This is a genomic window from Streptomyces sp. NPDC051041, from assembly GCF_044456065.1.
Lineage (GTDB): Bacteria > Actinomycetota > Actinomycetes > Streptomycetales > Streptomycetaceae > Streptomyces > Streptomyces glaucus.
Map to the genome: position 1 here is coordinate 29,119 of NZ_JBITFM010000013.1, position 18,649 is coordinate 47,767.

An 18,649-nucleotide genomic window follows, 5' to 3' on the forward strand; every position below is an offset into this window, starting at 1 on the left:
GTTCTTGTCCGTCGTCCGTGAGGCGGTGCGTGCGCGGGCCCGTGCGCCGGGCCGGGTCATGAACCCTGCGGCTGCCGGGCGCTGTTGGTGTCCAGGCGCGGGCCCTTCGCCAGGAACTCCGACCAGACCAGCGGGATCCTCGCCGGCCGGACGTTCTGGTAGCCGAGCTTGACCTGGGCCTCGCTGGGTTCGGGGGTGCCGTCGGGCCTCGTGTCCCCGTCGTCGGCGCCGATGTCCGACTTCTCGCTGTCGCTGTCCCCGTTGGCCTGCACGGCGTACCGCAGGCCGGTGTCCGTCACGAGGAACAGGGCTCCCGCGTCGGACGCGGTGCCCTGGAGCTGGGTGTACAGCTGGCCCGTCCCGGGGGTGACGTAGGTGCTCGTGCCGTCGGCCGTGATCTTGACGGGGTAGTCGGTGCCCGCCCAGGTGCTGAGCGTCGTCGAGTTGTCCTCGCCCACGTCGCGCAGGACGCTGCACACCGTGTCCCGCCCGCCGGCGGCGGAGTTGACCTGGCTGAGCTGCTGCTGCGGCCAGTTCGCCGGCTGGCCGGCGAAGGGTTCGGGGTCGGCGGTGAAGTCCTGCAGGCCCACCGAGCGGGCCTCGCCGTCCATGTCCAGCGTGGCCGTCTGCGGCGAGGTGATCAGCAGCCAGGCGGTGAACTCGGTGATCGGCTGCACCTTGCCCGGAAGGACGACGTAGTACCGGGTCCCCTCGCCGGTCTCCGTCTTGAGGACCATGCCGACCCTGTTCTCGTCGGCGGACAGCTGACCGGAGACGCCCGCCGGGGAGCCGACGCCGGACGGCAGCCGGGGGACCCTGATGGGAGCGCCCCGGTGGAGGGTGGCGAGCCACTCCTTGGTGACGAGTTGCGGCTTGCGGGAGCCGACGAGCGCGGTCGTCAGCGCGTCGGACTCCGTGCCGGTGATGGCGTACGCGGTGCCGCGCGCGTCGACCAGGTAGCGTTCGCCGCCGCGGGTCTTCACGTACAGGGCGTCGCCGCCGGAGAGCCGGCCGGAACCGTCCGTCTTCTTCGCGTCCGCGCCGGCCAGCACGAAGGTCGCCTCCTGGACGGTGCCGCCCTCCCCGCCGGGCTGTTCGCACACGGCCCAGCGTTTCCGCTTGCCGGCCTCGTCGGCGGAGGGAAGGCGGTCGGGCGCGTAGGGGATGCCCAGGATCGGTCCGCGCGGCAGCTTGCCCGAGTCGAGGATCTCGTCGCCGACCTGGACGACCTTGTAGTCGGCGCCCTTCATCAGCAGGCGGGCGGAGGCGAGGTTCAGGACGGGGTGCAGCCGGGTGACGCCGTCGGTCCTGAGGACGACGTACCGCGTGGTCGACTGCTTGCCCACGATCACGCGGGTGCCCGGATCGTCCCAGCCGGACGGCGCCGTGGGCTGGAGCATGCCCCAGGCGCCGAAGACGCCCAGGGCCAGGACGCCGGCGACCATGCTCGGCACGACGGCCCGCAGCGGTCTGGGGGCCCCCTCCTCCGATCCCGAGGGCGACGGCTGCAGGAAGGCCGCCAGCAGGCGCCGCTTCGCGAACGTGTAGGCGTTGAGTTCGTCCCGCCGTGATGCCATGAGTGACAGTCTCTCCCCGTTGCCGCCCCGGGGGCCCCAGTCCCCCGCCGCCCGATGTCGGACCGGCCCCCTACTATGCCCGGTAGCCGCCGGGCCTGGCGGAGCGGGTAGGGTGGCCGGGCCTTTCGGAGCCCTATGTGGGGCCCCACTCAGGCCGGTTGTGAGCAAAGCGGGGGGATGGAGTGATGGCTTCGGGGACGCGGACGCGCGGGCGGACGAGGGCACGCGGCTCATCGGCGCCGGAGGGCGCGGCGGCCGGGCCCGCGGGGGCGTCCGCACCTCCGGCGCGGCGCCCGCTCCAGCTCAGGTCACGCCCGGGGCAGAGCGGTTCGTTCCGTCTGCAACGGCTCGTGCTCCTGGAGCTCGCCGTCGCCGTCCTGCTCGTCGGCTGGGCGATCGATCCCGTGGCCCTGGTGCCGGCCGCGGTCGTCGCCGTCGCGCTCCTGCTCCTCGCCTTCGTCCGCCGCCGCGGGCGTTCACTGCCCGAATGGCTCGTCACCGCACGGGAGTTGCGGGTCCGGCAGAAGCGGGCGGCCGCGTTCGGGATACCTCCGGGGACCGATCCGGGGCTGGTGCCCGCGCTCGAATGCGATCCGGCGCTGCGCACCTACTCCTACGGGGCGCGGGACCGCCGGCCGGTCGGGATCGTCGGGGACGGCACCTTCGTCACCGCCGTCGTGCACGTGGAGGCCGACGCCACCGCGCTGCGTGCGGAGCGGAGCCGGCAGCCGCTGCCCCTGGGGCTGGTGCGGGACGCCCTCGAGGTGGACGGGATCCGGCTGGAGTCGGCCCAGGTCGTGCTGCACACGCAGCCGGCCCCCGCGCTGCATCTGCCGCAGCAGTCCGTGGCCGTGGCGAACTACGCGCCCCTGCAGGAGCAGACCGGCGCGCCGGCCGTGCGCATCACCTGGATCGCGCTGAAGCTGGATCCGCAGCTGTGCGCGGAGGCCGTGGCCGCGCGCGGCGGAGGGCTCGTCGGGGCGCAGAAGTGCGTGGTGCGCGCGGCCGACCACCTCGCCAGCCGGCTGACGGGCGCCGGATTCCGGGCGACCGTGCTGAACGAGGAGGAGCTGATCGCCGCGCTCGCCACGTCGGCCTGCGCCAACCCGCTGGTGACCGCGGAGGCCGGGCGGACCGAGGCCAGGGAGCGGCGGACGCAGGAGTCCGGCCGGAGCTGGCGCTGCGACAACCGCAGGCACACCACGTACTGGATTCACCGGTGGCCCGAACTGGGCGGTGAGGCGGGGCCGTCGCTGCCCCAGCTCGTCGCGCTCGTCACCGCGGTCCCCGCACTCGCCACCACCTTCAGCCTCACCCTGGCGCGGGGCGAGGGACAGGACGTCTCGTTGTGCGGGCATCTGCGGGTGGCCGGCCGGAGCGACGACGAACTGGTGGCGGCGCGCCGCGCGGTGGAGGACGCCGCGCGACGGGCGGGGGCGGGTCTCACGCGACTCGACCGGGAGCAACTGCCCGGCATGCTGGCCACGCTGCCCCTGGGAGGTGTGCGGTGACGACGCCCGTGACACAGCCGGCCGGCGGTACGGCGGCGGACCGCCCCGCGGACGGGGAACGGCCGTCCGCCGCGCAGCGGGTGCGCGGCCGGCTGCTCAGCGGATTCGGACTGCTCGGCCCGCGGCACGGGCGGCACTCGCTCCCAGCCCAGGAGGTGGACAGGCTCGCCCTGCCCATCGGCGACGACGGAGTCGTCGCCGGAGTGGACGCCGAGGGGCAGCCCGCGGTCCTGGGGCTGAACCGGCCCACGCCGTACGACGTCGTGCTGATCGGCGGCCTGTGGACCGCGCAGGTGCTGGCCCTGCGGGCGGCGGCGACGGGAGCGCGTGTCGCGGTGGAGACGGGGCGGCCGGAGTCCTGGATGCAGATGGTCCACGCCATGGGCGGCGGGCAGAACGGACTGGCCGTGTACGAGGTGGGGCGGGTACCGCCCCAGGGAGCGTCGGCCGGCACCCCTGTGCTGGTGGTGCGGGACTGCGGCATGCGGCCGCCGCGCGGGCGGGTCGTGTCCGGTCCCTGGCAGTCGGTGCTGACGCTGCTGCCGTACCTCAGCCCGGTCGCCCCGCGGCTTCTCCGGCAGGCACGGCTCGCGGGCATCCAGCAGGTGTCCCCCGACGAGGCCGTGGAGTTGGGGCGCATCATGGGCCTGTCCCGGGCGGAGGTGGAGTCGCTGCCCACCCTGAGCGACGGCATGACGCTGTGGTGTGCCGACCGTGACCGGCAGTACGTGCTGACCCGGCCCACCGACGCCGAGATCGGGCTGCTGGGCATGCCGCGGCGGATGGACTGACCGGCCGATCGGCGTCCGGGACGACGCAGTTGTGCCGGTCCGGCGTCGGCACCGCTCGCCGCGATGGCGGTCGACGCCCGGTTTGTAGGTGTTCCGGCACGCAAGTGTGTCGCTGCCGTGCCGCCTGCGCCGCGAAGGACCGATGGCGGTGGACGGACGGGCCTGCCGGTGCGGGGCTTGTGGTGATTAGGCTGGGACCGGGCGCGACGTCAGAACCCGTGGACGGGCGTCCGCGTTCCAGGGGGAGGGCGGGGGAGCCGGTGGACCGGACTGCCTCGGACGACCTCGAGCGGCTCCGAACCACGTCGGAGCGCTTCGGACGGCAAGCAAGGGTCGCCCCAGCACGGCATGAGGGTGCTCGACCACACCAGGAGGAACTGTGAGCAGCGATCGGGACGGGATCCGCGGGGGCTGGGGGACACCCGGCGACGACCAGCCCGACGCGGAGTCCGCAGTCGAGACGACGGGCGAGTTCACCATCGACTACGCGCCACCCGCGTGGTACACGCAGAACGCTTCGGGGAATCCGGGGAATCCGGGGAGTTCGGGCTCCGGAAGCCCGGGGGGTTCCGGGCAGGGGGCGTCCGGCGGGTCCGGGAACGCCGGTGGGTCCGGTGCGGCCACGGGTGCCTCCCCCTCCGCTCCGGACACTCCGCCCCTTCCCCTGCCGGGACCGACGCCACCGCCTCCCGCGACGGATACCGCGGGCTCCTCCCCCGCTCCGGCGCCCGCGGCCCCCTTCACGCCCCCGCCGCCCGCTCCCGCGCCGGGTGCGTCCTTCACTCCGCCCCCGCCGCCCACCGGTGAGCCGGTGGCCGTGCCCGGCCTTCCGACGGGAAGCGGGTTCGAACCGCAGCGGCCGCAGCCGGGAAGCCTGCCGGAGGCCCCGGCGGCTTCCGAGGAAGCCGAGGGGACCGAGGGGGCCGAGTCCGGGAACGGCGATCCGGAGAGCGGCGCGACCATGCGGTTCTCCCCGGTCGCGCCGAAGCGGGAGATCGCCGAGCGCACCGCCGCGGCCGAGGCGCGGGCGGCGGAGGAGGAGGCGACGGAGGCCGGCGAGACGGGTGAGGCCGGCGACCGGGATCCCGCCGCCGGTTCGGACCGGGCCGAGACGGGCGCCGTGGCGGCCGCGGGTGCGTCCGGGCGTGCGGACGTGACCGGCGCGGCCTCCGGCGGCGCCGAGGACGCGGAAGCGGTCGGCACGACGGACGAGGCCGACGGCTCCGGTGCGCCGGACGGCGCCCTCCCCGGCACGGCCGGCGGCTCCGGTGCGGCTGAGGGCGGCTCCTCCGCCGCCGGCGAGGACGCCCCCGGCGACGCGGCTCGGGCCCAGGACGCCGAGCCGGAGGAGGCACGGCCCGCGCCCGCCGGTCCGGAGGACGCCGCCGAGGAGGCCGGGCCCCGGGGGGCCGCACCCGCGGATCCCGTGTCCGGGGGCGCCGAGCCCGCGGACGGCACGTCCGCCCCTGGCGCGCCCGCGGCCGCCGCGCCCCGGGACGACGCGTCCGCGGACGCCGCTCCGGTCGGGTCCGGCGCCCCGGGCGGCGCGCCGCCCGCCTGGACTCCCCCGCCCGCGCCGCAGGGCGGGCTGCCGCCGCTGCCGCCCGCCTACCAGCCCGCCGCGCCCGCACCGGCGGCCCAGTGGCCGGCCCAGCCTCAGCCCCGGCACGCGGACCCGAACACTCCCCCGCAGCAGCCGGCGGCGCAGGGGCAGCCGTCCGTGCCGCCCCAGCAGCCTCCCTTCCAGCCCCAGGCCCCGCAGCCCGCACCCGCCGCGTGGCACCAGCCGGCTCCGCAGCCCGGCTACGGCTTCCCCCCGCACCCGGCCGTCCCCCAGCCTCCCTTCCAGCCCCAGGCCGGCGCCGCCGCACCGATGCCCCAGCCGCAGGGCGGCTACGGCTTCCCCCAGCCGCAGGGCGGCTACGGCTTCCCGCAGCCGCCCGCTCCCGCCACCCCGGACGCATACGGTTTCCCGCACCCCGGTGGCGCCCCCGCCGCTCCCGGCGCGCAGGGCGGCTACGGCTTCCCGCCCGCGCAGCCCGGCTCACCGGGCGGGCCCGACGGGTACGGCTTCCCGCCGCCCGCCCGGCAGGGCCGGCCCGGCGTGCCCCCGCAGGCGCAGCCGCAGCCCCCGTCGGCCGCACCGCACGAAGCCCCGCAGGGGAGCGCCCCGCAGCCTCCGCGAGCCGACTCCGCCTCCCCGGCGCCCCAAGCCCCGCAGACCCCGCATGTGCCTCAGCCGCCCCAGCAGTTCCACCAGCCTCAGCCGCCCCACCAGCCTCAGCCGCCGGTGGACCCCCGCCTCGGTGCCGCCTGGCCGCAGCCCGTACAGCACGACCAGCGGCAGCCCGTCAGCCCCGGCGCCGCGCCGCTCGGTTACACGGCGGCCGTGGAGCTGTCGTCCGACCGGCTGCTCAACACCAGGAAGCAGAAGGCGAAGAGCAGCCGTCCGGTGGGCGGCGGGCGGTTCAAGCTGGGCGGCAAGAGGGAGGAGGCCGAGCGGCTGCGGAAGCTGGAGCTGATCCGCACGCCGGTGCTGTCCTGCTACCGGATCGCCGTGATCAGTCTCAAGGGCGGCGTCGGCAAGACGACGACCACCACCGCGCTCGGCGCCACGCTCGCCAGCGAGCGGCAGGACAAGATCCTCGCGATCGACGCCAACCCGGACGCCGGTACGCTCGGCCGCCGGGTGCGCCGCGAGACCGGGGCCACCATCCGTGACCTCGTCCAGGCGATCCCGTACCTCAACTCGTACATGGACATCCGGCGGTTCACCTCGCAGGCGCCCTCCGGACTGGAGATCATCGCCAACGACGTCGACCCGGCCGTGTCCACGACCTTCAACGACGAGGACTACCGGCGCGCGATCGACGTGCTGGGCAAGCAGTACCCGATCATCCTCACCGACTCGGGCACGGGCCTGCTCTACAGCGCCATGCGCGGTGTGCTCGACCTCGCCGACCAGCTCATCATCATCTCCACCCCGTCCGTGGACGGTGCCTCCAGCGCCAGCACGACGCTGGACTGGCTGTCCGCGCACGGGTACTCCGACCTCGTCGCCCGGTCCATCACCGTCATCTCCGGGGTCCGCGAGACCGGAAAGATGATCAAGGTCGAGGACATCGTGGCGCACTTCCAGACCCGTTGCCGGGGGGTCGTCGTCGTTCCCTTCGACGAGCACCTGGCCGCCGGTGCCGAGGTCGACCTCGACATGATGCGGCCGAAGGTGCGGGAGGCGTACTTCAACCTCGCGGCGATGGTCGCCGAGGACTTCACCCGTCACCAGCAGTCGCACGGCCTGTGGACCTCCGACGGCAACCCGCCGCCGGTCGCCGCCCCGCCGCTGCCGGGCCGGCCGGTCCCCGGACAGCCTGTTCCGGGGCAGCCGTACCCGGCGCAGCCGCTGCCCGGGCAGCAGATCCCCGGCCGGCCGGGCCCGTACCCCCAGCAGCCCCAGCCCGGTCAGCCCTACGCGCCACCGGCCCAGCCACCCGCCCAGCCCGGCGTGCCGCCGCAGCCGTACCCGCCGGCCGGCCGGCCCCATCCGGAGCAGCCGTACCCGCAGCCCGGTTACGGATACCCGCAGCCCGGACAGCCGGACGGGCGGATCCCGCCGCCCCAGCAGTAGGAGGCCGCGACGGAGGAGGGGCGGCCGGTGCCCGCGGGCACCGGCCGCCCCTCCTCCGTCGTGCGGGCCGTTACCCGCCGGCCGCCGCCACCAGTTCGCGGCAGCGCTCGACGTCCCGGGCCATCTGCTCCAGCAGGGCCTCCAGGGTGTCGAACCTGGCCTGTCCGCGGACGAAGGCCAGGAAGTCGACGGCCACGTGCAGTCCGTACAGATCGAGTCCGACCCGGTCGATGGCGTACGCCTCCACCGTGCGCTCGGTGCCCTCGAACTGCGGGTTCGTGCCGACGGAGATCGCGGCCGGCATCGCCTCGCCCTGCGCGTGCAGCCAGCCGGCGTAGACGCCGTCGGCTGGGATCGCGGTGTGCGGGAGCGTCTCGACGTTCGCCGTGGGGAAGCCCAGTTCGCGGCCGCGCTGGGCGCCGCGGACGACCACGCCCTCCACCCGGTGCGGGCGGCCCAGGATCTCGGCGGCGCCCTGGACGTCGCCCTCGGCGACCAGCCGGCGGGTCAGCGTGGACGAGAACGGCGCCCCGCCCCCGGCCTCGCCGGTCACGTACAGGTCGACGACGTCGACCTCGAAGTCGTAGATCTTGCCCTGCTCGGCGAGGAACTCCACGTTCCCGGCGGCCCTGTGGCCGAAGCGGAAGTTGGGGCCCTCGACGACGGCCTTGGCGTGCAGTTTGTCGACCAGCACCTTGACGATGAAGTCGGCCGGCGACAGCTTCGAGAACTCCGCGGTGAAGGGGAGGATCAGGACCGCGTCCACACCCAGTCCGGCCATGAGCTCGGCGCGGCGGTGGTGCGGGGCGAGCAGCGGCGGATGGCTGCCGGGGCGGACCACCTCGCTGGGGTGCGGGTCGAAGGTGACGACCACGGCGGGCACGCCCAGTTCACGGGCGCGGTCCACGGCGTGCCGGATGATCAGCTGGTGCCCGCGGTGGACTCCGTCGTAGGAGCCGATGGTGACGACGCTGCGCCCCCAGTCCTGGGGGATGTCCTCCAAGCCACGCCAGCGCTGCACTGTGCCTGCTCCTTGTCCGAAAGCTGTCCAACCCGAGTCCGTGGTTGCCTCATACGCAGGTCTAAGGGTGCCATGCCGCCCGCCGCGGACCCGCATCGGCATGGGGGCTGTGACCCGGCGCACGTGCCCGGACCGGATCCGGGGCCCGGCGTACCGTACGCGGACCGGGTGTGCGGGACCCCGGGCGCCCGGCCCGGGGCGGGGCCGCCCGGGCCGGGCGCCCGCCGGGCCGGGGCCGTCGCGCGGGCCCGTGCCCCCGCCGGGTTCTCGGTCGTCCGGCGGGTGCCCGGCCCCGGCGGCACCAGTCACTCCTCGGGGTGTCGGCCGGCCGACGGGTCACGCGGCCGTCGCCACCGTGCCGGTCGGCGGCGCCCGGGCCGCGGGGCCGTCCGGCCGGGTCCTGGACACGGGCCGGGGTCTCGCCGGGCGGATCCGTCCGCGGTTCCCCGTCCGTCGCCGCCGGACCTCCCGTCGTGCCCCACCGTGCCTCCGCGCCCCGTGCGCGACGGCGGGCACGGGTGACCGGCGGAGCGGAGCGCGGGGAGGACGCGCCCCCTCCCGCCCCCGGCTCCCCTCCGAGCGCCTGTCCTGAAAGGTGCGCCTGCGGCGTCGGCCGGGCAGGTCCTGAGCGTGGGGGGACCGAGGGGGCCGTGGAGCGGCGGCAGCGGGGTCTCCCGTGTCCGCCGCTCCACGGGCAGGCGCTCCCGGTCCGGGCCGGCGCCCGCGGCCCCGGCCCGCCCGTCCCCGGTCTCAGCCGAAGACGGCGAGGCTCTTGGCCTTGCCCCGGTGCTCCTCGACGAGGGCGAGGAGGCGGTCCTCGGGGCCGAAGACGGCCACGGCGCCGGCGCCCGCGTACTCGTCGGGCATCTCCAGCCGCACACCGTTGGCGAGCAGGCGGGCGCGCCGGGCGTCGACGTCCCAGCGGGGGAACGCGGCGGCGGCCGCCTCGGCGACCGGCATCACGGTCAGTTCCTGCTGGAGCTCCTCCAGCGTCTTCGCGGAGTCCAGCTTGTACGGCCCGACGCGGGTGCGGCGCAGGGCGGTGAGGTGGCCGCCGACGCCGAGGCCGGCGCCCAGGTCGCGGGCGAGGGCGCGGATGTACGTGCCGGACGAGCAGACCACCGACACCACCAGGTCGAGCACGGCCGTGCCGTCCTCGGCGACGGCGTCCCGCACGTCGTACACGGTGAAGGAGGAGACGGTGACGGGCCGGGCGGGGATGTCGAAGTCCTCGCCCTCGCGCGCCCGCTTGTAGGAGCGCACGCCGTTGATCTTGATGGCGCTGACCTTGGACGGCACCTGCATGATGTCGCCGGTCAGCTCGGCGATGCCGGCGTCGATGGCGTCGCGGGTGACCTTGGCGGCGTCGGTGGCGGAGGTGACCTCGCCCTCGGCGTCGTCCGTGACCGTGGTCTGCCCGAGCCGGATGGTGCCCAGGTACTCCTTCTCCGTCAGCGCGAGGTGTCCGAGGAGCTTGGTCGCCCTCTCCACGCCCAGGACGAGGACGCCCGTCGCCATCGGGTCGAGGGTGCCGGCGTGTCCGACGCGCCGCGTCCTCGCGATGCCGCGCATCTTGGCGACGACGTCGTGCGAAGTGAAGCCCGACGGCTTGTCGACGATGACAAGTCCGTCGGGCGTGGTGTGCTTCTGGGTCATTCGGCGGTGTCGTCCGTCTCGTCGTCCTCGCCGGGCTTCCGGTAGGGGTCGGCGTCACCGGCGTACGTGGCGCCCGCGGACGCCTCGCGCACCTTCGCGTCGGACTGCCGCGCCTTGTCGAGCAGGTCCTCGATGGTGCGGGCGGTGTCCGGCAGGGCGTCCATGACGAAGGTCAGGGTCGGCGTGAACTTCACGCCCGCCGCCCTGCCGACCTCGGAACGCAGGATGCCCTTGGCGCTCTCCAGGCCGGCGGCCGCGGCCTTGCGCTCCTCCTCGTCCCCGTACACGGTGTAGAAGACGGTCGCCTCCCGCAGATCGCCCGTGACCCGCGTGTCCGTGATGGTCACGTGCGAGCCGAGCCGCGGGTCCTTGATCCCGCGCTGCAGCTTCTGGGCCACCACCTCTCGGATGAGGTCCGCCAGCCTCTTGGCCCGCGCGTTGTCGGCCACTGGTCCGTCTCCCGTTCTTTCCTTGCTGCGTTTCGTGATCTGGTCGTCAGTCGTCTTCGCCGTGGAAGCGCCGTCTGACCGACAGCAGTTCCACCTCGGGGCGGCCGGCGACCAGCCGTTCGCACCGGTCCAGTACATCGGTCAGGTGCCCCGCGTCGGCGGACACCACCGCGAGGCCGATACCGGCTCTGCGATGGAGGTCCAGATGGTCCACCTCGGCCGCGCTCACGGAGAACTTCCGCTGGAGCTCGGCGACGATCGGGCGGACGACGGAGCGCTTCTCCTTCAGCGACCGCACGTCGCCGAGGAGGAGGTCGAAGGACAGCGTCCCCACGTACATGTGTCGGTCCGGATGACCCGCCGGTACGGGATCGATGGCCCTGCCGTCGGTGCGGGCAGGAACACCAGGAACGGTACCGCGAACCCGCCGCCGGCTCGACAGGGTTTCCGCGGCGCCGGCCCCCGCCGGGGGACGGCACACCGGCCGGCGGGACGAGCGTCCCGCCGGCCGGTGTGCGGCGCAGGGGTGTTATCCCCGCGGCTTCTCGCGCAGTTCGTACGTCGCGATGACGTCGTCGACCTTGATGTCGTTGAAGTTTCCGAGGTTGATACCGCCCTCGAAGCCTTCGCGGATCTCGGTGACGTCGTCCTTGAAGCGACGCAGACCCTCGATGGTGAGGTTCTCCGCCACGACCTTGCCGTCGCGGATGAGGCGCGCCTTGGCGTTCCTCCTGACCTCGCCGGAGCGGATGATGACACCCGCGATGTTGCCCAGCTTGGACGACTTGAAGACCTCGCGGATCTCCGCCGTACCGAGCTCGACCTCCTCGTACTCCGGCTTGAGCATGCCCTTGAGGGCCGCCTCGATCTCCTCGATCGCCTGGTAGATGACCGAGTAGTAGCGGACGTCCACGCCCTCGCGCTCGGCCATCTGCGCGGCACGCCCGGCGGCGCGCACGTTGAAGCCGATCACGATGGCGTCCGAGCCCATCGCCAGGTCGATGTCGGACTCCGTGACCGCACCGACGCCGCGGTGCAGGACGCGGATGTCGACCTCCTCGCCGACGTCCAGCTGGAGCAGCGAGGACTCCAGCGCCTCGACGGATCCGGAAGCGTCACCCTTGATGATCAGGTTCAGCTGCTGGACCTCGCCGGCCTTCAGCACCTTGTCCAGGTCCTCCAGGGACACGCGGCGGGTGCGCTTGGCGAAGGCCGCGTTGCGCTCGCGGGCCGCGCGCTTCTCCGCGATCTGGCGGGCCGTACGGTCCTCCTCGACCACGATGAAGTTGTCACCGGCGCCCGGGACGTTGGTCAGGCCCAGGACCTGGACCGGCGTGGACGGACCGGCCTCGGCGACGTTGTTGCCGTTGTCGTCGAGCATGGCCCGGACGCGGCCGTAGGCGTCGCCGACGACCATCGTGTCGCCCACGCGCAGCGTGCCTCGCTGGACCAGGACGGTGGCGACGGCGCCGCGGCCGCGGTCCAGGCGGGACTCGATCGCGATGCCCTGCGCGTCCTGGTTCGGGTTGGCCCGCAGGTCCAGGGTGGCGTCGGCCGTGAGGATCACGGCCTCCAGCAGGGAGTCGATGTTCAGGCCCTGCTTGGCGGAGATGTCGACGAACATGGTGTCGCCGCCGTACTCCTCGGCCACCAGGCCGTACTCGGTCAGCTGACCGCGCACCTTGGTCGGGTCCGCGCCCTCGACGTCGATCTTGTTGACCGCGACCACGATCGGCACGTCGGCCGCCTTGGCGTGGTTCAGCGCCTCGATCGTCTGGGGCATCACACCGTCGTTGGCCGCCACCACGAGGATCGCGATGTCGGTCGACTTGGCACCGCGGGCACGCATGGCGGTGAACGCCTCGTGACCCGGGGTGTCGATGAAGGTGATCTTGCGGTCGTCGCCGTTGACCTCGGTCGTGACCTGGTAGGCACCGATGTGCTGGGTGATGCCGCCGGCCTCGCCCGCGATGACGTTCGTCTTGCGGATCGCGTCGAGCAGGCGGGTCTTGCCGTGGTCGACGTGACCCATGACGGTCACCACCGGCGGACGGACGACCAGGTCCTCCTCGGAGCCCTCGTCCTCACCGAACTCGATGTCGAAGGACTCGAGGAGCTCGCGGTCCTCCTCCTCCGGACTGACGATCTGGACGTTGTAGTTCATCTCGTCGGCCAGGAGCTGCAGCGTCTCGTCGGAGACGGACTGCGTGGCCGTGACCATCTCGCCGAGGTTCATCATGACCGCGACGAGCGACGCCGGGTTGGCGTTGATCTTCTCCGCGAAGTCGGTGAGCGACGCACCGCGCGACAGGCGAATGGTCTCGCCGTTGCCGCGAGGCAGCATCACGCCGCCGACCGACGGGGCCTGCATGGCCTCGTACTCCTGACGGCGCTGCCGCTTCGACTTGCGGCCACGGCGCGCCGGACCGCCGGGACGGCCGAAGGCGCCCTGCGTGCCGCCGCGACCGCCCGGACCGCCGGGACGACCGCCGAAGCCGGGACGGCCACCGCCGCCACCGCCGGCGAAACCGCCGCCGCCACCGGGACGGCCTGCGAAGCCGCCGCCACCGCCGGGACGGCCTGCGCCGCCGCCGGGACGGCCTGCGAAGCCGCCGCCACCGCCGGGACGGCCTGCGCCGCCGCCGGGACGGCCGGCACCGGCCGGGCCGCGGCCGCCGGGGCCGGGACGCGGGCCGGCAGCGGGACGCTGCGGCATCATGCCGGGGTTCGGACGCGGACCGGCGGGGCCGGGACGCGGACCGCCCTGCGGACGCGGCATCGAGCCCGGGGTCGGTCGCGGACCGCCCGGGGCCTGGGGACGCGGACCGCCCGGAGCCTGCGGACGCGGACCGCCGCCCTGGGCGCCGGGCGCCTGCGGACGGGGGCCGCCGCCGGGGGCGCCGGGACCGCCGGGACGCGCGCCCTGCGGACGCGGCGCCTGCGGACGCGCCATGCCGGTGGAGCCACCGGAGGTGAAGGGGTTGTTGCCCGGACGGGGACCGGCCGGACGGGCGCCCGGACGCGGCGCGGAGGCGCCGGGACGCGGGCCGCCCTGCGCGGCGGGGCGCTGGCCCTGCTGGCCCTGGCCGCCGCCGGGACGGGCGCCGGGCTTCGGCGCGCCGGGGCGGGCGCCGGGCTTCGGCGCGGAGGACGGGGCCGGAGCCGACGGCGGGGCCGTGAACTCCGGGGCCGCCGGGGCCGGACGCGGCGCGGGCCGGGGGCCCGGCGTCGGACGCGGGCCGGGGGCCGGCGCGGGGGCCGACGGGGCCGCGGGCTGCTGGGCGGCCGGCGGCTTGGGTGCGGCCGGCGGCTTCGGGGCAGCCGGACGGGCCGCCTGCGCCGGAGAGGGCGCGGCGGGACGGGGGGCGGCCTTCCTGGGCGCTGCGGGCTTGGCGGCGGACCTGCCGTTGCCGCTGCCCTGCTGGAAGGCGTCAGTCAGTTTGCGTACTACGGGCGCTTCGATCGTCGAAGACGCCGAACGGACGAATTCACCGAGCTCCTGGAGCTTGGCCATGACGACCTTGCTCTCGACACCGAACTCCTTGGCGAGTTCGTAGACCCGGACCTTAGCCACTTCGCTCCTTTGAGGTCCGGGTTGCGGCCGGACCGTCGCTAGTTCATGGGCGTACTCATCGCGTACTCATCGAGTGCTCATCGCAATCTCGACCTGCTTTCGACTCGCGAGGTACCAGACCGCACGGGGTTCCGCGCGGTACGTCTTACTTGCCGTGTTGCCTGCTCAGCAACCTTGTGCCTGCTCGACGTGGTGACGCAACGCCTTTACGTCGAGCGGTCCCGGGACGCGCAGCGCCCGTGGGAACGCCCGGCGGCGCACCGCCTGGTCGAGACAGGCCGGGGCGGGGTGCACGTACGCACCCCGGCCGGGCAGCGTACCGCGAGGATCGGGGACGCACGCGTCCCCGGCCGCCACGATCCGCAGCAGTTCGGTCTTGGCCGCTCGCTCCCGGCATCCCACGCAGGTGCGCTCAGGGCGTACGCGGGCACGTGTCCGGCCAGACACTTCTCAGTCTACCTCCCCGTACCGACCTCACCCCTGTGGGGCGGGAATCGAACGGTCGTTGTCGTGTTCTCAGCGACCTGCGGCTCAGATCTATTCCCGATCGTTCCCCGGTCGCCGCCCGGCAGTCTTCCGGCCGTTCGGACGACCGGTCGAACGTCCGCCCGGACGTCTATCCGGGCCTCCGCTCGGACGTCCGCTCGGACGTCCGCTCGGACGTCCGCTCAGGTGCTCGCTCAGGCGCTCGCTCGGACGCCTGCTCGGTGTCCGGGCGGATGTCGATCCGCCAGCCGGTCAGCCGGGCCGCGAGCCGGGCATTCTGCCCTTCCTTGCCGATCGCCAGCGACAGCTGGTAGTCGGGCACCGTCACACGGGCCGAGCGGGCCGCCATGTCCACGATGTCCACCTTGGAGACACGGGCCGGCGAGAGCGCGTTCGCCACCATCTCGGCCGGGTCGTCCGACCAGTCGACGATGTCGATCTTCTCACCGTTCAGCTCGCCCATGACATTGCGCACACGGCCGCCCATGGGGCCGATGCAGGCGCCCTTGGCGTTCAGCCCCGACCGGGTGGACCGTACGGCGATCTTGGTGCGGTGGCCGGCCTCGCGGGCGATCGCGGCGATCTCCACGGACCCGTCGGCGATCTCCGGCACCTCCAGGGCGAAGAGCTTCTTCACCAGGTTGGGGTGCGTGCGGGAGAGGGTCACGGAGGGGCCGCGGACGCCCTTGGCCACCCGGACGACGTAACTGCGCAGGCGCATGCCGTGCGGGTACTGCTCGCCCGGGACCTGCTCCTGCACCGGCAGGATGGCCTCCAGCTTGCCGATGTCGACGAGGACGTTCTTCGGGTCGCGGCCCTGCTGGACCACGCCGGTGACGATGTCGCCCTCCCGGCCGGCGTACTCGCCGAGCGTCGCGTCGTCCTCGGCGTCGCGCAGGCGCTGCAGGATGACCTGCTTGGCCGTGGTGGCGGCGATACGGCCGAACCCGGACGGCGTGTCGTCGAACTCGCGGGGCTCCTGGCCCTCCTCGAGGTCCTCGGAGTCCTCCTTCGCCCACACGGTCACGTGGCCGGTCTTCCGGTCCAGCTCCACCCGCGCGTGGCGGCGGCTTCCCTCGGTGCGGTGGTAGGCGATGAGGAGGGCCGCCTCGATCGCCTCGACCAGCAGGTCGAAGGAGATCTCTTTCTCCCGTACCAAGCCCCGCAGGGCACTCATGTCGATGTCCACGGCTACGCCTCCTCTTCCTTCTGGCCGGACTTGTCGTCCTTGCGGTTGAACTCGACCTGGACGCGCGCCCTGGCGACGTCCCCGAAGGCGAGCCTGCGCGCGGTGGGCCTGCGCCCCCTGACCCCGGGCACCTCGACGTCGACGCCCTCGTCGTCGACGGTCAGGATCCTGGCCACCAGCTCGCCGCCCTCGGCCAGCTGGAACTTCACCAGCCGGCCGGTGGCGCGCACGTAGTGCCGGTGTTCGGTGAGGAGGCGCTCCGCGCCCGGGGTGCCGACTTCGAGGGTGTACTCCCCCTCGCCCATCGCGTCCGTCTCGTCGAGCTTCGCCGAGAGCACGCGGCTCACATCGGCGATCCGGTCCAGATCGGCACCGGTGTCGGAGTCGACGACGACGCGCAGCACGCGCTTGCGTCCGACGGAGTCCACCGCGATCTCTTCGAGATCCAGCCCCTGGGAGACGACGAGCGGTTCCAGAAGTTCTCGCAGCCTCTCGCTCTGGGTGGTGCTCATCCGGGTGACTCCTCGGCCGCGTGTGCTGTTGTGGGATGGTCGCTGTCTGGTCAAAGGGTATCCGGTTCCGCGGGGTGCTGCCGTCCACCGGTCCGCGCCGGGCGCGGCGGCGCCGCTGAGCGCTGTCGGACAGATGCCCGGGTACCGTGATCACGGGCGCACACCCGTTCCGCTGCCCTTTTCGGTTTTCGCACGAGTTCCCGAGGACGTCTGCCGTGCCGTTCGCCACACCGCCGCGTGCCCCCTCGGGGCCGCGCCGAAGGAGCCTGCTCGCCTCCACCGCAGGGGCCGCCCTGCTCGTGGGCTGTTCCGACGGGTCCGGGAACTCCGGCGGCACGGGCGGCAGCCCGTCGGCCGCCGCACGGGTCCGCGCGCGTGCGGCCCGGGACAGCGAGCGGCTGGCCGCGCGGTACGACGCGGTGATCGCGGCGCATCCGGGGCTGGCGGAGCGGCTGCGGCCGCTGCGGGAGGAGGTCGTGCGGCACGCGGAGGCGTTCGGCGGGGGCCGGGGAGGCGTGGGGGCTCCGTCGTCCGCGCCGCCCTCCGGTTCGCCTTCCGCGCCGGCTTCCGGTTCGCCTTCCGTCTCCGCGCCGGCCACCGGTCCGGGGGACGGGCCCGGTGCCGTGCCGAAGGACGCGCGGGACGCCCTCGCCGCTCTCGCCGCGGACGAGCGGACGCTCGCCGACCGGCGGGCCGGGGCGCTGCTGGACGTGCCGGGCGAGTTGGCGCGGCTGCTGGCCTCCGTGGCGGCGGCCGGGGCGGCGCACGTGTATCTGCTGACGGAGGGTGACGGGTGAGCAAGGCGACGGACGGGGAGCTGGACGCCCTCCAGGCCGCCCTGGCGGCCGAGCACGCGGCGGTGTACGGCTACGGCGTCGTCGGCGGGCGCGTCCGGCCGGAACGGCGCACCGAGGCACGCGCGGCGTACGACGCGCACCGGGCGCGCCGGGATGCGCTGGTGCGCGAGGTGCGGGACCTGGGCGGCGAGCCGGTCGCCGCGGCCGCGGGGTACGCGCTGCCGTTCCCGGTGCCGGACTCGGCCGCGGCCGTGCGGCTGGCCGCCGAGCTGGAGGAGCGGGTGGCCGGGGTCTACTCCGACCTGGTGCGGGCGGCCGGGGGCGAGCGGCGGGCGACGGCCGCCGGGGCGCTGCGGGAGGCGGCGGTGCGGGCGGTGCGCTGGCGCGGCGGGAGCGTAGCCTTCCCTGGTCTCGCCGAGCGGGCCGGTGCCGCCTCGGCGCCGGCGGCGCCCTCGGCGTGACGGGCACGGCACACCGCGGACGGGAAGGGGACGACTCGCGCATGGCTTTCGAACCGCCGCAGCGTCTGGTCAGGGCGCTCGGTGAGACGGCGCCGGACGGCGACGGCTGGCTGGAGAGGCTGCCCGACCTGGTGCGGCAGGCCGTCGCGCTGCGCGAGCTGACCGTGGAGCGGGTGCAGGTGCCCGGCGGGCGCAGCAGCCTGGTGCTGCTGGTGCGGCGGCCGGACGGGACGCCCGCCGTGCTCAAGCTGGCGCCGCGCCGGGCCCGCCCGGAGAGCGAGCGGGCGGCGCTCGCCCACTGGGGCGGCCGGGGCGCCGTACGGCTGCTGGAGCCCTCCGTGACCGAGGGCGTGCTGCTGCTGGAGCGGCTGCGCCCGGACGTCTCCGTGCGGTCGTTGCCGGAGGCGAAGGCGTTGCTGGAGGCGGCGGGGACGCTGCGGCGGCTGTGGGTCGAGCCGCCCGGCGGCGACGCGGCTCACCCGTTCGAGACCGTGGCCGAGCGGACGGGGCGGCAGGCGGAGGCGATGCGGGCGGGGGCCGCGGCCCATCCGGAGGTGGCGCCCCTGGTGGAGGCGGCGCTCGCCGCCCGCGCGGAGCTGCTGGCCGCGCCGCCGGAGGAGCTGCTGCTGCACGGCACCTTCCGGCAGAGCAAGGTGCTGGCCGGGGAGCGGGTGCCATGGCTGGCCGTGGGGCCGGACCCGGTGGTCGGCGAGTGCGCCTTCGACCTGGCGCGGCTGGTGCGGGACCGGGTGGAGGACCTGATCGCCCGGCCGTCGGGCGCGGCGACGACCCGGCGGAGGGTGAAGCGGCTCGCGGAGTCGCTGGAGGTGGACCAGGACCGCCTGCGCGGCTGGACGCTGTTCCGGGCCGTGGAGTCGGGGGTGCGGGCGCGGCGGGTCGGGCGGGAACGGGACGCGGAACTGCTGCTGGAGTTCGCGGGCTGGCTGTAGGGCGCCGGGAGCCGTTCCGGCGGCGCCCCCTCCGCGCACGCGCACCC

General features: G+C 74.7%; 15 protein-coding genes. 6 read left to right on the forward strand and 9 right to left on the reverse strand.

Annotated features, from left to right (window positions below; all coding sequences use genetic code 11):
- Positions 1-56: 56 nt before the first annotated feature.
- Complete coding sequence (eccB, locus tag ACIBAI_RS20340) at positions 57-1,577, reverse strand: type VII secretion protein EccB (protein WP_399036095.1); 1,521 nt, start codon at positions 1,575-1,577, stop codon at positions 57-59.
- Positions 1,578-1,762: 185 nt separating this feature from the next.
- Between eccB and eccE the strand changes: the two genes are divergently transcribed.
- From eccE to ACIBAI_RS20355, 3 genes are all read left to right on the forward strand, one after another.
- Entirely contained in the window at positions 1,763-3,088 is a 1,326-nt protein-coding gene (gene eccE / locus ACIBAI_RS20345) for a type VII secretion protein EccE (RefSeq protein ID WP_399036097.1), read from the forward strand.
- Positions 3,085-3,879: a hypothetical protein gene (locus ACIBAI_RS20350; protein WP_399036099.1), complete on the forward strand. Its 795-nt coding sequence runs from the start codon at positions 3,085-3,087 to the stop codon at positions 3,877-3,879. The genes eccE and ACIBAI_RS20350 overlap by 4 nt, the downstream gene beginning before the upstream one ends.
- Before the next feature lie 379 nt (positions 3,880-4,258).
- Positions 4,259-7,507, forward strand: a complete 3,249-nt coding sequence (locus ACIBAI_RS20355; protein ID WP_399036101.1) for an SCO5717 family growth-regulating ATPase — start codon at positions 4,259-4,261, stop codon at positions 7,505-7,507.
- Positions 7,508-7,577: 70 nt separating this feature from the next.
- Here the strand turns inward: ACIBAI_RS20355 and ACIBAI_RS20360 are convergent, their stop codons facing one another.
- The 8 genes from ACIBAI_RS20360 to rimP all read right to left on the reverse strand — a co-directional run bounded on the left by ACIBAI_RS20360 (position 7,578) and on the right by rimP (position 16,394).
- A complete protein-coding gene (locus ACIBAI_RS20360) occupies positions 7,578-8,528 on the reverse strand; it encodes a bifunctional riboflavin kinase/FAD synthetase (protein WP_399036103.1) in 951 nt (316 codons plus the stop codon).
- 750 nt (positions 8,529-9,278) lie between these two features.
- A complete protein-coding gene (gene truB / locus ACIBAI_RS20365) occupies positions 9,279-10,184 on the reverse strand; it encodes a tRNA pseudouridine(55) synthase TruB (protein ID WP_399036105.1) in 906 nt (301 codons plus the stop codon).
- Positions 10,181-10,633 (reverse strand): 30S ribosome-binding factor RbfA, encoded by a 453-nt coding sequence (rbfA, locus tag ACIBAI_RS20370; protein ID WP_344608436.1) that lies wholly within the window; start codon positions 10,631-10,633, stop codon positions 10,181-10,183. The genes truB and rbfA overlap by 4 nt, the downstream gene beginning before the upstream one ends.
- 46 nt (positions 10,634-10,679) lie before the next feature.
- On the reverse strand, positions 10,680-10,973 hold the full coding sequence (locus ACIBAI_RS20375; RefSeq protein ID WP_344608438.1) for a DUF503 domain-containing protein: 294 nt from the start codon (positions 10,971-10,973) through the stop codon (positions 10,680-10,682).
- A gap of 189 nt (positions 10,974-11,162) precedes the next feature.
- Positions 11,163-14,207, reverse strand: coding sequence for a translation initiation factor IF-2 (gene infB, locus ACIBAI_RS20380; protein ID WP_399036109.1), 3,045 nt, complete (start codon positions 14,205-14,207; stop codon positions 11,163-11,165).
- A gap of 165 nt (positions 14,208-14,372) precedes the next feature.
- Positions 14,373-14,654, reverse strand: a complete 282-nt coding sequence (locus ACIBAI_RS20385) for a YlxR family protein (RefSeq protein ID WP_399036111.1) — start codon at positions 14,652-14,654, stop codon at positions 14,373-14,375.
- A gap of 169 nt (positions 14,655-14,823) precedes the next feature.
- Entirely contained in the window at positions 14,824-15,882 is a 1,059-nt protein-coding gene (gene nusA, locus ACIBAI_RS20390; RefSeq protein WP_399036114.1) for a transcription termination factor NusA, read from the reverse strand.
- A 2-nt stretch (positions 15,883-15,884) separates the two neighbouring features.
- Positions 15,885-16,394 carry a ribosome maturation factor RimP gene (gene rimP, locus ACIBAI_RS20395; protein ID WP_399036116.1) on the reverse strand — a complete coding sequence of 170 codons (510 nt, stop codon included), beginning with the start codon at positions 16,392-16,394 and terminating at the stop codon, positions 15,885-15,887.
- A 215-nt stretch (positions 16,395-16,609) separates the two neighbouring features.
- On the opposite strand from rimP, the gene ACIBAI_RS20400 reads away from it, so the two are divergent.
- Genes ACIBAI_RS20400 through ACIBAI_RS20410 form a run of 3 tightly spaced genes read left to right on the forward strand, consistent with a single transcriptional unit; the run spans position 16,610 to position 18,602 of the window.
- Complete coding sequence (locus ACIBAI_RS20400) at positions 16,610-17,191, forward strand: hypothetical protein (RefSeq protein ID WP_399036118.1); 582 nt, start codon at positions 16,610-16,612, stop codon at positions 17,189-17,191.
- On the forward strand, positions 17,188-17,652 hold the full coding sequence (locus ACIBAI_RS20405) for a ferritin-like domain-containing protein (RefSeq protein ID WP_399036120.1): 465 nt from the start codon (positions 17,188-17,190) through the stop codon (positions 17,650-17,652). The genes ACIBAI_RS20400 and ACIBAI_RS20405 overlap by 4 nt, the downstream gene beginning before the upstream one ends.
- A gap of 41 nt (positions 17,653-17,693) precedes the next feature.
- Complete coding sequence (locus tag ACIBAI_RS20410; protein WP_399036122.1) at positions 17,694-18,602, forward strand: aminoglycoside phosphotransferase family protein; 909 nt, start codon at positions 17,694-17,696, stop codon at positions 18,600-18,602.
- Positions 18,603-18,649 lie beyond the last annotated feature (47 nt).

Bases quoted from the DNA above. Each gene is read 5' to 3' on its own strand.
- eccB (WP_399036095.1), bottom strand. From the start codon at position 1,577: ATGGCATCACGGCGGGACGAACTCAACGCCTACACGTTCGCGAAGCGG.
- eccE (WP_399036097.1), top strand. From the start codon at position 1,763: ATGGCTTCGGGGACGCGGACGCGCGGGCGGACGAGGGCACGCGGCTCA.
- truB (WP_399036105.1), bottom strand. From the start codon at position 10,184: ATGACCCAGAAGCACACCACGCCCGACGGACTTGTCATCGTCGACAAG.
- ACIBAI_RS20375 (WP_344608438.1), bottom strand. From the start codon at position 10,973: ATGTACGTGGGGACGCTGTCCTTCGACCTCCTCCTCGGCGACGTGCGG.
- rimP (WP_399036116.1), bottom strand. From the start codon at position 16,394: ATGAGCACCACCCAGAGCGAGAGGCTGCGAGAACTTCTGGAACCGCTC.
- ACIBAI_RS20410 (WP_399036122.1), top strand. From the start codon at position 17,694: ATGGCTTTCGAACCGCCGCAGCGTCTGGTCAGGGCGCTCGGTGAGACG.